Source organism: Citrobacter sp. Cpo147 (assembly GCF_030332405.1).
GTDB lineage: Bacteria > Pseudomonadota > Gammaproteobacteria > Enterobacterales > Enterobacteriaceae > Citrobacter > Citrobacter portucalensis.
The window spans coordinates 1-13,542 of record NZ_JAOWHX010000040.1; the positions used below are offsets into that span (position 1 = coordinate 1).

General features: G+C 54.4%; 7 protein-coding genes and 2 rRNA genes. 7 read left to right on the forward strand and 2 right to left on the reverse strand.

All coding sequences use genetic code 11. The features are described from left to right. Window positions 1–1,626, forward strand: a 23S ribosomal RNA gene (locus tag OGY06_RS20095); the annotation flags it as partial. A gap of 96 nt (window positions 1,627–1,722) precedes the next feature. After that, a 5S ribosomal RNA gene (gene rrf, locus OGY06_RS20100) occupies window positions 1,723–1,838 on the forward strand. Between the two features lie 214 nt (window positions 1,839–2,052). Here rrf and OGY06_RS20105 read toward each other — a convergent pair. Then, entirely contained in the window at window positions 2,053–2,490 is a 438-nt protein-coding gene (locus OGY06_RS20105) for an acetyltransferase (RefSeq protein ID WP_003826501.1), read from the reverse strand. A 157-nt stretch (window positions 2,491–2,647) separates the two neighbouring features. Between OGY06_RS20105 and metA the strand changes: the two genes are divergently transcribed. The 4 genes from metA (at window position 2,648) to aceK (ending at window position 8,668) form a co-directional block, all read left to right on the forward strand. Continuing rightward, window positions 2,648–3,577: a homoserine O-acetyltransferase MetA gene (gene metA / locus OGY06_RS20110; protein WP_003826503.1), complete on the forward strand. Its 930-nt coding sequence runs from the start codon at window positions 2,648–2,650 to the stop codon at window positions 3,575–3,577. Window positions 3,578–3,845: 268 nt separating this feature from the next. Then, complete coding sequence (gene aceB / locus OGY06_RS20115) at window positions 3,846–5,447, forward strand: malate synthase A (RefSeq protein WP_032942053.1); 1,602 nt, start codon at window positions 3,846–3,848, stop codon at window positions 5,445–5,447. A 31-nt stretch (window positions 5,448–5,478) separates the two neighbouring features. Continuing rightward, window positions 5,479–6,783 (forward strand): isocitrate lyase, encoded by a 1,305-nt coding sequence (gene aceA, locus OGY06_RS20120; RefSeq protein WP_003826506.1) that lies wholly within the window; start codon window positions 5,479–5,481, stop codon window positions 6,781–6,783. 103 nt (window positions 6,784–6,886) lie between these two features. Further along, a complete protein-coding gene (aceK, locus tag OGY06_RS20125; protein WP_003826508.1) occupies window positions 6,887–8,668 on the forward strand; it encodes a bifunctional isocitrate dehydrogenase kinase/phosphatase in 1,782 nt (593 codons plus the stop codon). Window positions 8,669–8,754: 86 nt separating this feature from the next. On the opposite strand, the gene iclR is transcribed toward aceK, so the two are convergent. Then, window positions 8,755–9,579: a glyoxylate bypass operon transcriptional repressor IclR gene (iclR, locus tag OGY06_RS20130; RefSeq protein WP_063941206.1), complete on the reverse strand. Its 825-nt coding sequence runs from the start codon at window positions 9,577–9,579 to the stop codon at window positions 8,755–8,757. Between the two features lie 195 nt (window positions 9,580–9,774). On the opposite strand from iclR, the gene metH reads away from it, so the two are divergent. Continuing rightward, window positions 9,775–13,458, forward strand: a complete 3,684-nt coding sequence (gene metH, locus OGY06_RS20135; RefSeq protein ID WP_003826511.1) for a methionine synthase — start codon at window positions 9,775–9,777, stop codon at window positions 13,456–13,458. Window positions 13,459–13,542 lie beyond the last annotated feature (84 nt).

A 13,542-nucleotide genomic window follows, 5' to 3' on the forward strand; every position in this document is an offset into this window, starting at 1 on the left:
AAAAACCCGCACGCCGGAAGACCAAGGGTTCCTGTCCAACGTTAATCGGGGCAGGGTGAGTCGACCCCTAAGGCGAGGCCGAAAGGCGTAGTCGATGGGAAACAGGTTAATATTCCTGTACTTGGTGTTACTGCGAAGGGGGGACGGAGAAGGCTATGTTAGCCGGGCGACGGTTGTCCCGGTTTAAGCATGTAGGCGGGAAGTTTAGGTAAATCCGGACTTCTTTTAACGCTGAGGTGTGATGACGAGGCACTACGGTGCTGAAGTAACAAATGCCCTGCTTCCAGGAAAAGCCTCTAAGCATCAGGTAACACGAAATCGTACCCCAAACCGACACAGGTGGTCAGGTAGAGAATACCAAGGCGCTTGAGAGAACTCGGGTGAAGGAACTAGGCAAAATGGTGCCGTAACTTCGGGAGAAGGCACGCTGATATGTAGGTGAAGTGATTTACTCATGGAGCTGAAATCAGTCGAAGATACCAGCTGGCTGCAACTGTTTATTAAAAACACAGCACTGTGCAAACACGAAAGTGGACGTATACGGTGTGACGCCTGCCCGGTGCCGGAAGGTTAATTGATGGGGTTATCCGTAAGGAGAAGCTCTTGATCGAAGCCCCGGTAAACGGCGGCCGTAACTATAACGGTCCTAAGGTAGCGAAATTCCTTGTCGGGTAAGTTCCGACCTGCACGAATGGCGTAATGATGGCCAGGCTGTCTCCACCCGAGACTCAGTGAAATTGAACTCGCTGTGAAGATGCAGTGTACCCGCGGCAAGACGGAAAGACCCCGTGAACCTTTACTATAGCTTGACACTGAACACTGGTCCTTGATGTGTAGGATAGGTGGGAGGCTTTGAAGTGTGGACGCCAGTCTGCATGGAGCCATCCTTGAAATACCACCCTTTAATGGCTGGTGTTCTAACGTAGACCCGTGATCCGGGTTGCGGACAGTGTCTGGTGGGTAGTTTGACTGGGGCGGTCTCCTCCTAAAGAGTAACGGAGGAGCACGAAGGTTAGCTAATCCTGGTCGGACATCAGGAGGTTAGTGCAAAGGCATAAGCTAGCTTGACTGCGAGAGTGACGGCTCGAGCAGGTGCGAAAGCAGGTCTTAGTGATCCGGTGGTTCTGAATGGAAGGGCCATCGCTCAACGGATAAAAGGTACTCCGGGGATAACAGGCTGATACCGCCCAAGAGTTCATATCGACGGCGGTGTTTGGCACCTCGATGTCGGCTCATCACATCCTGGGGCTGAAGTAGGTCCCAAGGGTATGGCTGTTCGCCATTTAAAGTGGTACGCGAGCTGGGTTTAGAACGTCGTGAGACAGTTCGGTCCCTATCTGCCGTGGGCGCTGGAGAATTGAGGGGGGCTGCTCCTAGTACGAGAGGACCGGAGTGGACGCATCACTGGTGTTCGGGTTGTCATGCCAATGGCATTGCCCGGTAGCTAAATGCGGAAGAGATAAGTGCTGAAAGCATCTAAGCACGAAACTTGCCCCGAGATGAGTTCTCCCTGACTCCTTGAGAGTCCTGAAGGAACGTTGAAGACGACGACGTTGATAGGTCGGGTGTGTAAGTGTAGCGATACATTGAGCTAACCGATACTAATGAACCGTGAGGCTTAACCTTACAACGCCGAAGATGTTTTGGCGAAAGACAGAGACAATATTCAGCCTGATTACAGATTAGATTGACATGCAAAAGCGTGTTGATAAACAGAATTTGCCTGGCGGCTGTAGCGCGGTGGTCCCACCTGACCCCATGCCGAACTCAGAAGTGAAACGCCGTAGCGCCGATGGTAGTGTGGGGTCTCCCCATGCGAGAGTAGGGAACTGCCAGGCATTAATTAAAGTGAAGAAGCCCATCCTGCCGGATGGGCTTTTTTGCGTCTGTGCGGGATGAAAACCGCCGGATGCGGCGTGCCGCCTTATCCGGCCTGCAGGGGCCGGGCTGAACGCATTTTGTAGGCCTGATAAGCGCAGCGCATCAGGCAACACGTCTGCACACTGCCGGATGCGGCGTATCGCCTTATCCGGCCTACAAAAGCTAGTCCTGCTACCCTCGTACGAGGTTGAGTAACGGGTACGGTCGTCCGAGATCGTCCACCTCTGTACGTCCCGTCACGCTAAATCCCATCTTCTTATAGAATCCAACCGCCTGCTCATTCTGCTCGTTAACATTGGTTGTTAGCGTTGAACTCATTGATAAAGCATGTTCAATCAGCAGTTTACCAACGCCACTACCACGCACATCCGGATCGACAAACAAAGCATCTATATGCTGGTCGGTCAGGAGCATAAAGGCGACGGGCTCATCCTGTTCTGTCACTGCAACCCACAGAGGGGCTTCTGGTAAAAATGAACGTACCAGCTCCTCCAGCTCAATCCGATAATCCGCAGAGAGGAAATGGTGCGTGGCATCTACTGAGCGACACCAAATAGAAACTAACTTATCTCCTTCGTCCTGACGCGAACGACGAATGGTAAGGTTCATAGCATTCTCCTTTTTTCTTTACTGCACTATTCTACAGCAAGGAGCCGTGAAACTTTCTCAACTTGAGGATGCAGGCTCGACATTCGCATGATTCCTGGGTATCTTCAGCTATCTGGATGTCTAAACGTTTAAACGTATGTTGTGAGGTTATCAGGTTATGCCAATTCGCGTGCAGGACGAGCTACCCGCCGTCAATTTTTTGCGTGAGGAAAACGTCTTCGTGATGACGACATCCCGCGCTTCCGGTCAGGAAATTCGTCCACTGAAGGTGCTCATCCTCAACCTGATGCCCAAGAAGATTGAAACGGAAAACCAGTTCCTGCGCTTACTGTCTAACTCACCGCTGCAGGTTGATGTTCAGCTATTGCGCATCGATGCCCGCGAGTCACGCAACACCCCAACGGAGCATCTGAATAACTTCTACTGTAATTTCGAGGATATCTGCGATCAGAACTTTGACGGATTGATCGTGACCGGCGCGCCGTTGGGCCTGGTTGAATTTAATGATGTGGCTTACTGGCCGCAGATTAAGCAAGTACTTGAATGGGCCAAAGATCACGTTACCTCGACGCTATTTGTCTGTTGGGCGGTGCAGGCCGCGTTGAATATCCTGTACGGAATTCCCAAGCAAACCCGCACGGACAAACTCTCAGGCGTCTATGAGCACCATATTCTGCACCCTCATGCGCTTCTGACGCGTGGATTCGATGATGCGTTCCTGGCCCCGCATTCCCGCTATGCTGATTTCCCTGCAGCGCTTATTCGCGACTACACCGATCTCGAGATCTTTGCTGAAACCGAAGAGGGAGATGCCTACCTGTTTGCCAGCAAAGACAAACGTATCGCCTTCGTGACGGGTCATCCTGAGTATGACGACCATACACTCGGCAGCGAATATTTTCGTGACGTCGAAGCGGGCTTATCGCCGGAAGTACCCTATAACTATTTCCCGAAAGATGACCCGCAAAACAAACCGCGGGCAACCTGGCGTAGCCACGGTAATTTGTTGTTTACCAACTGGCTCAACTATTACGTCTACCAGATCACGCCATATGATCTGCGTCACATGAATCCAACGCTGGATTAATCTTCTGTAGCAGACGATCCTTAAGCGTTTCAGCATATTGAATCAGGCACCTTCGGGTGCCTTTTTTATTTCCGAAACGCACCTCATCGTGTAATTAAATTTTATTTATATTGTTATCAATAGGTTAATTGATAATTAAATTAAAAATGGAAATTGTTTTTGATTTTGAAATTTAAATGAGTAGTCTTAGTTGTGCTGAACGAAAAGCGCACAACGATCCTTCGTTCGCATTGGGGATGTGTTTGGATCAATGACGAGGAACTACTCAATGAATCAACAGGCAACGACAACCGATGAACTGGTCTTTACCAGGCCGCGTGGCGAACAGGAACAGCAAATTCTGACCGCTGAAGCTGTGGAGTTTCTGACTGAACTGGTGACAAGATTTACGCCAAAACGGAATAAACTTCTGGCTGCACGTATCCAGCAGCAGCAGGATATTGATGACGGTAAGTTGCCTGATTTTATTTCGGAAACAGCTTCCATTCGTGAAGGTAACTGGAAAATTCGCGGAATTCCTGATGATTTACTGGATCGCCGCGTAGAGATCACCGGACCCGTTGAGCGCAAGATGGTCATCAACGCGCTGAACGCGAACGTCAAAGTCTTTATGGCTGACTTCGAAGATTCACTGGCTCCTGAGTGGAGCAAAGTTATCGACGGGCAGATCAACCTGCGCGATGCGGTCAATGGCACCATTAGCTACACCAACGAAGCGGGTAAAATTTATCAGCTCAAGCCTAATCCGGCTCTGTTGGTATGTCGCGTTCGTGGTCTGCATCTGCCGGAAAAACACGTCACCTGGCGTGGCGAATCTATCCCGGGCAGCCTGTTCGACTTTGCCCTCTATTTCTTCCACAACTACAAAACGTTGCTGGCGAAAGGCAGCGGCCCTTATTTCTATCTGCCAAAAACGCAGGCCTGGCAAGAAGCGGCATGGTGGAGCGAAGTGTTCAGCTATGCAGAGGACCGCTTTAACCTGCCGCGCGGCACCATTAAAGCGACCCTGCTGATTGAAACGCTGCCTGCCGTCTTCCAGATGGACGAAATTCTGCACGCCCTGCGTGACCACATTGTGGGTCTGAACTGCGGTCGTTGGGACTACATTTTTAGCTATATCAAAACACTGAAGAACCACCCGGATCGCGTGCTGCCGGACCGTCAGGTGGTGACGATGGATAAACCATTCCTCAGCGCCTATTCGCGTCTGCTGATTAAAACCTGTCATAAACGTGGCGCATTCGCGATGGGCGGCATGGCAGCGTTCATTCCCAGCAAAGATGCGGAACGTAACAACCAGGTTTTGACCAAGGTAAAAGCGGACAAAGCACTGGAAGCGAATAACGGTCATGACGGCACATGGATTGCCCATCCGGGACTGGCCGATACCGCTATGGCGGTGTTCAACGACGTACTCGGTGAAAACAAAAATCAGCTGTTCGTGACCCGTGAAGAAGATGCCCCGATTACCGCAGAGCAACTGCTGGCACCTTGTGAAGGTGAGCGTACTGAAGAAGGCATGCGCGCCAATATCCGTGTCGCGGTGCAGTACATCGAAGCGTGGATCTCCGGTAACGGCTGCGTACCGATTTACGGTCTGATGGAAGACGCGGCCACCGCCGAAATCTCCCGTACCTCCATCTGGCAGTGGATCCACCACGAGAAGACGCTCAGCAACGGCAAGCCGGTTACCAAACCGCTGTTCCGTCAGATGCTGGCCGAAGAGATGCTGGTGATCCAGGACGAGCTGGGCGAACACCGCTACAGCAGCGGGCGTTTTGACGATGCTGCGCGCCTGATGGAGCAAATCACTACCTCTGATGAACTGATCGATTTCTTGACCCTGCCAGGCTACCGCCTGCTGGCGTAATTCACCACATAACAATATGGAGCATCTGCACATGAAAACCCGTACTCAACAAATCGAAGAATTACAGAAAGAATGGACTCAACCGCGCTGGGAAGGCATCACCCGTCCATATAGCGCGGAGGAAGTGGTGAAATTACGTGGCTCGGTCAACCCGGAATGCACGCTGGCGCAGCTTGGCGCGGCGAAAATGTGGCGTCTGCTGCACGGCGAATCGAAGAAAGGTTATATCAACAGCCTCGGCGCGCTGACCGGTGGTCAGGCGCTGCAGCAGGCGAAGGCCGGTATTGAAGCGGTCTACCTTTCAGGCTGGCAGGTGGCGGCAGATGCCAACCTGGCATCCAGCATGTACCCGGACCAATCGCTGTATCCGGCGAACTCCGTCCCGGCGGTGGTTGATCGGATCAACAACACATTCCGTCGCGCCGATCAGATCCAATGGTCAACCGGTATTGAGCCGAACGATCCTCGCTATGTCGATTACTTCCTGCCGATCGTTGCCGATGCGGAAGCAGGGTTTGGCGGCGTACTGAACGCGTTTGAACTGATGAAATCGATGATTGAGGCTGGTGCAGCGGCCGTTCACTTCGAAGATCAGCTCGCATCGGTGAAAAAATGTGGTCACATGGGCGGCAAAGTGCTGGTTCCGACTCAGGAAGCTATCCAGAAACTGGTGGCCGCCCGTCTGGCAGCCGACGTCATGGGTGTGCCGACGCTGGTGATTGCACGTACCGATGCTGACGCAGCCGATCTGATTACGTCTGATTGCGACCCATACGACAGCGAGTTCATCACTGGCGAACGTACCAGCGAAGGGTTCTACCGTACGCATGCGGGTATTGAGCAGGCGATCAGTCGTGGCCTGGCCTACGCACCGTATGCGGATCTGGTGTGGTGTGAAACCTCCACGCCGGACCTTGAGCTGGCGAAGCGATTTGCCGATGCGATCCATGCGAAATACCCTGGCAAACTGCTGGCTTACAACTGTTCGCCGTCGTTTAACTGGCAGAAAAACCTGGATGACAAAACCATCGCCAGCTTCCAGCAGCAGCTGTCGGATATGGGTTACAAATACCAGTTCATTACCCTGGCGGGTATCCACAGCATGTGGTTCAACATGTTCGACCTCGCGCACTCCTATGCGCAGGGTGAAGGCATGCGCCACTATGTTGAGAAGGTTCAGCAGCCAGAATTTGCGGCAGCTAAAGACGGTTACACCTTCGTCTCCCATCAGCAGGAAGTGGGCACAGGTTACTTCGATAAAGTCACCACCATCATTCAGGGCGGAGCTTCCTCGGTGACCGCGCTGACCGGCTCGACCGAAGAATCGCAGTTTTGATTAATGCGCCGGTGGCGCTGCGCTTACCGGGCCTACGAAGGGATGTAGGCCGGATAAGCGAACGCGCCATCCGGCATGACGTTGTGCCGGATGGGAGACATTGATGACGCGTGGCCTGGAATTACTGATTGCTCAGACTATCTTGCAAGGTTTCGACGCCCAGTACGGGCGTTTTCTGGAAGTCACCTCCGGCGCGCAGCAGCGTTTTGAACATGCTGACTGGCATGCGGTTCAACAGGCGATGAAAAGCCGTATTCACCTTTACGATCATCACGTGGGTCTGGTGGTGGAGCAGTTGCGCTGCATTACTGACGGCAAAAGTACCGACGCGGATTTTTTACTTCGCGTGAAAGAGCATTACACCCGGCTACTGCCGGATTACCCGCGCTTCGAGATTGCGGAGAGTTTCTTTAACTCCGTTTACTGTCGGTTATTTGACCACCGCTCGCTGACTCCCGAGCGGCTGTTTATTTTCAGTTCTCAGCCAGAGCGCCGTTTTCGCACGATCCCACGTCCGCTGGCGAAAGACTTTTTTCCGGATACCGGCTGGGAGTGGCTGCTGACACGCGTCCTTAGCGATCTGCCCCTGCGTCTGCCGTGGCAGAACAAACATCGTGATATCCACTACATCATCGAACACCTGACCGAAACCCTGGGAGCGGATGTGTTGTCGGGTTGCCATTTACAGGTGGCGAACGAACTGTTTTATCGCAATAAGGCTGCCTGGCTGGTCGGTAAGTTGATTACTCCTTCGGGGACGCTACCGTTTTTACTGCCAATCCACCGGACTGATGAAGGCGAATTGTTTGTCGATACCTGTCTGACCACGACGGCGGAGGCGAGTATTGTGTTTGGCTTCGCCCGCTCCTATTTTATGGTTTACGCCCCTTTGCCCGCGGCGCTGGTGGAGTGGCTGCGCGAGATCCTGCCCGGTAAAACCACCGCCGAACTGTACATGGCGATTGGCTGTCAGAAACACGCGAAGACCGAAAGTTACCGCGAATATCTGCTCTATCTTGCCCATTGCGATGAGCAGTTTATTGAAGCGCCTGGGATCCGCGGCATGGTGATGTTGGTGTTTACGCTGCCGGGTTTTGACCGGGTGTTTAAAATCATCAAAGACAAATTTGCCCCGCAAAAAGAGATGTCTGCCGCCCACGTCCGCGCCTGCTATCAACTGGTCAAAGAACACGATCGTGTTGGGCGGATGGCTGACACCCAGGAATTCGAGAATTTTGTGCTGGAGAAACGGCAAATCGATCCGGCGCTGATGGCGCTGTTATTGCAGGAAGCCCCGGAAAAAATTACCGATCTCGGCGATCAGATCGTCATTCGCCATCTGTATATTGAACGACGGATGGTGCCGCTGAATATCTGGCTGGAGCAGGTCGAAGGTCAGCAACTGCGCGATGCCATTGAAGAGTACGGCAACGCCATTCGTCAGCTGGCCGCCGCCAATATTTTCCCCGGCGATATGCTGTTTAAGAACTTCGGCGTGACCCGTCACGGGCGCGTGGTATTCTACGACTACGATGAAATCTGCTACATGACGGAGGTGAATTTCCGCCATATCCCGCCGCCACGCTACCCGGAAGATGAGATGAGCGCTGAGCCGTGGTACAGCGTATCGCCGGGAGATGTCTTCCCGGAAGAGTTTCGTCACTGGCTATGTGCCGACCCGCGTATAGGGCCACTATTTGAAGAGATGCACGCTGACCTGTTCAGCGCTGACTACTGGCGCGGCCTACAGACGCGCATCAAAAACGGTCACGTGGAAGATGTTTACGCCTACCGGCGTCGGCAGCGGTTCAGCGTGCGTTATGAAACCGACCGTAGGCCGGATAAGGCACTTGCGCCGCCATCCGGCAATGTGCGCCGTGCCTGATGCGCTACGCTTATCAGGCCTACAAATCTGCCCTAACCTTAGATAGCAGGCCGGGTAAGGCGTAGCTGCCACCCGGCAACCCCATCTTAGCGAAATCCGCCGTACGCCAGCGTTACTTCTTTCGCCGCTTTGATCGCCATGGCGCCAAACTCGGTCACGCGATCGTCGGTAATACGCGAAATGGGTCCGGAAATGGAAATCGCAGCGAACGGCTCGCGGTGCTCGTCATAAATGCACGACGCCACGCAGCGCAGACCCAGCGCATGTTCCTCATCATCAAAGGAATAGCCGCGCTTGCGCGTCTGGGCCAAATCCTCTTTCAGATGCACTGGCGACACCAGCGTGGCGTGTGTATAAGCATGCAGGCCTTTACGGTGCAGCAGGCCAGTCACTTGTTCTTCGCTCAGTTGGGATAAAAACGCCTTACCCGCACCGGAGGCGTGCATCGGCAGCTTGCCGCCGATAGGCGCGGACATGCGCATCAGTTGGGTGCACTGCACCTGGTCGATAATAATGGCCTGATGATCGCTTTGATCCAGCACGGCCAGGTTTACCGTCTCACCGGAATCTTCCATCAGCTTGCGCAGGATCGGATGGACAATCGCCAGCAGATTACGGCTTTGCAAAAAGCTGCTGCCGACGATGAACGCATGCGCACCTACGGCCCAGTGGCCTAATTCACCCACCTGACGGACAAAACCCTGCTGCTGCATGGTGGTCAGCAAACGGTGAGTCGTGGAGTTTGGCAGGCCAGCCTGCTGCGCCAGCTCGGTCAACGCCACGCTGCCGTTGGATTCCGCAATCCACTCCAGCAGCTTCAGACCGCGGGTCAGAGACTGAACCTGCCCGGTTGCAGGCGCAGTAGCGACGGCGGGTTTTCTACCGCGTTTCGCGGGGACAGTGGCTACCATGGCAGACTCCTTTTCTGTATCGTGGAAATCATTTTCGTTTTATTCAATTATAATGCAAGAATTCCTGTACTGATCGGATGAGTGAAGCTGAACATGTCTCATGTTGGCCGTTGTTCTCTTTTCCGCCTCTCAGGTTTGTGCCAGTATGACCTGTTGAGTTTTTTTCGGTCTGGTTGAGCGTTGTCGGGAGCGAGTGTGAGCAGCAAAGTAGAACAATTACGTCAGCAGTTAAATGAACGTATTCTGGTGCTGGACGGCGGTATGGGCACCATGATCCAGGGATATCGTCTGAGCGAAGAGGATTTCCGCGGCGAACGCTTTGCCGACTGGCCGTGCGATCTGAAAGGTAACAACGACCTGTTGGTGCTCAGCAAACCGGAGGTGATTGCCGCCATCCATAACGCCTACTTTGAGGCGGGCGCGGATATCATCGAAACCAACACCTTTAACTCGACGACTATCGCCATGGCGGATTACCAGATGGAATCCCTGTCGGCGGAAATCAACTTTGCGGCAGCCAAACTGGCGCGTGCGGCGGCTGACGAATGGACGGCGCGCACGCCGGAAAAACCGCGCTACGTCGCGGGCGTGCTCGGCCCAACGAACCGTACGGCGTCTATCTCGCCTGATGTTAACGACCCGGCTTACCGCAACATTACCTTTGATCAGTTGGTGGCCGCCTACCGTGAATCCACCAAAGCGCTGGTGGAAGGCGGCAGTGACCTGATCCTGATTGAAACCGTCTTCGATACTCTGAACGCCAAAGCCGCTATTTTCGCGGTTAAAACTGAATTCGAAGCGCTGGGCGTTGAGCTGCCGATTATGCTCTCCGGCACCATCACCGACGCTTCCGGCCGTACGCTTTCCGGCCAGACTACCGAAGCATTCTACAACTCCCTGCGCCACGCCGATGCGCTGACCTTCGGTCTGAACTGCGCGTTAGGTCCGGACGAGCTGCGCCAGTACGTGCAGGAACTGTCACGCATTGCCGAATGCTATGTGACTGCGCACCCGAACGCCGGTCTGCCGAACGCCTTTGGTGAATACGATCTCGACGCCGATACCATGGCGACGCAGATTCGCGAGTGGGCTGAGGCCGGTTTCCTGAATATCGTCGGCGGCTGCTGCGGCACCACGCCGGAACATATCGCCGCCATGAGCCGCGCGGTGGATGGCTTACCGCCGCGCCGCTTGCCGGAAATCCCGGTTGCCTGCCGCCTTTCCGGCCTTGAGCCGCTGAACATCGGCGACGACAGCCTGTTTGTAAACGTCGGCGAGCGTACCAACGTCACCGGTTCGGCGAAGTTTAAACGCCTGATCAAAGAAGAGAAATACAGCGAAGCGCTGGACGTCGCCCGTCAGCAGGTGGAAAGCGGCGCGCAGATCATCGATATCAACATGGATGAGGGGATGCTCGATGCCGAAGCGGCAATGGTGCGTTTCCTCAACCTGATCGCCGGTGAGCCGGATATCGCCCGCGTGCCGATTATGATCGACTCCTCGAAATGGGACGTCATCGAGAAAGGCCTGAAGTGCATTCAGGGTAAAGGCATCGTTAACTCCATCTCGATGAAAGAGGGGGTTGAGACCTTTATCCATCATGCGAAGCTGCTGCGTCGCTACGGTGCCGCGGTGGTGGTGATGGCCTTTGACGAGCAAGGGCAGGCCGACACCCGCGCACGTAAAATCGAAATCTGCCGTCGGGCGTACAAAATTCTTACCGAAGAGGTGGGCTTCCCGCCGGAAGACATCATCTTCGACCCGAACATCTTTGCTGTCGCGACCGGTATTGATGAGCACAACAACTACGCGCAGGACTTTATCGGCGCGTGTGAAGACATCAAACGCGAACTGCCGCACGCGCTGATCTCCGGCGGCGTTTCTAACGTTTCATTCTCGTTCCGTGGCAACGACCCGGTACGTGAAGCCATTCACGCGGTATTCCTCTACTACGCCATTCGCAACGGCATGGACATGGGGATCGTCAACGCCGGACAGCTGGCAATTTATGACGACCTGCCCGCCGAGCTGCGCGATGCGGTTGAAGATGTGATCCTCAACCGTCGTGACGATGGCACCGAACGACTGCTGGAGCTGGCAGAGAAATATCGCGGCAGCAAAACTGACGATACGGCGAATGCCCAGATGGCGGAATGGCGCACCTGGGACGTGAAAAAACGCCTCGAATACTCGCTGGTGAAAGGCATTACCGAGTTTATTGAGCTGGATACTGAGGAAGCGCGCCAGCAGGCAGCGCGTCCGATCGAAGTTATTGAAGGACCGCTGATGGACGGCATGAACGTCGTTGGCGATCTGTTCGGCGAAGGCAAAATGTTCCTGCCGCAGGTGGTGAAATCCGCCCGCGTGATGAAGCAGGCGGTGGCGTACCTCGAACCGTACATTGAGGCCAGCAAAGAGAAAGGCTCCAGCAACGGTAAAATGGTCATCGCGACCGTGAAGGGCGATGTGCACGATATCGGCAAAAACATTGTTGGCGTGGTGCTGCAATGTAACAACTACGAAATCGTCGATCTTGGCGTGATGGTGCCAGCGGAGAAAATCCTCAGAACGGCGCGTGAAGTGAATGCCGACTTGATAGGCCTTTCCGGGCTGATTACCCCGTCGCTGGATGAAATGGTCAACGTGGCGAAAGAGATGGAGCGTCAGGGATTCACTATTCCGCTGCTGATTGGCGGTGCGACCACCTCAAAAGCGCACACGGCGGTGAAAATTGAGCAGAACTACAGCGGCCCGACGGTGTACGTGCAGAACGCCTCGCGTACCGTTGGCGTGGTGGCTGCGCTGCTCTCTGACACCCAGCGCGATGACTTTGTCGCCCGTACGCGTAAAGAGTACGAAACCGTGCGTATCCAGCATGCGCGTAAGAAACCGCGTACCCCGCCAGTAACGTTACAGGCTGCCCGCGACAACGATCTGGCCTTCGACTGGGAAAACTACACGCCGCCGGTGGCGCACCGTCTGGGCGTGCAGGAAGTGGAAGCCAGCATCGAAACTCTGCGCAATTACATCGACTGGACGCCGTTCTTTATGACCTGGTCGCTGGCCGGGAAATATCCGCGCATTCTTGAAGATGAGGTGGTAGGAGAAGAGGCGAAGCGCCTGTTCAAAGACGCCAACGACATGCTGGATAAACTCAGCGCTGAGAAGACCCTGAATCCGCGCGGCGTGGTGGGGTTATTCCCGGCCAACCGCGTGGGTGACGACATCGAGATTTACCGTGACGAGACGCGTACGCACGTTATCAACGTGAGTCATCACCTACGCCAGCAGACGGAAAAAGTCGGTTTCGCCAACTACTGCCTGTCTGACTTTGTTGCGCCGAAACTGAGCGGCAAAGCGGATTACATCGGTGCTTTCGCGGTGACCGGTGGTCTGGAGGAAGATGCGCTGGCGGATGCCTTCGAAGCCCAGCATGACGACTACAACAAGATCATGGTGAAAGCGATCGCTGACCGTCTGGCGGAAGCGTTCGCAGAATATCTGCATGAGCGCGTGCGTAAAGTCTACTGGGGCTATGCGGCGAATGAGAATCTCAGTAACGAGGAGCTAATCCGCGAAAACTACCAGGGGATTCGCCCGGCACCGGGTTATCCGGCGTGTCCGGAACACACCGAAAAAGCCACCATCTGGGAGCTGCTGGATGTGGAAGCGCACACCGGGATGAAACTCACCGAATCTTTCGCCATGTGGCCAGGCGCGTCGGTCTCCGGCTGGTATTTCAGTCATCCGGACAGCAAGTACTACGCCGTGGCGCAAATCCAGCGCGATCAGGTTGAAGATTATGCCTTCCGTAAAGGCATGAGCGTGGCAGAAGTGGAGCGCTGGTTAGCGCCGAACCTCGGCTATGACGCCGACTGATTCACAAAACTGTCATCTTTCTTTACAACAAACAGGGCGCTCAATGAGTGCCCTGTCTCTTTATTACGTTTAAACCCTTATACT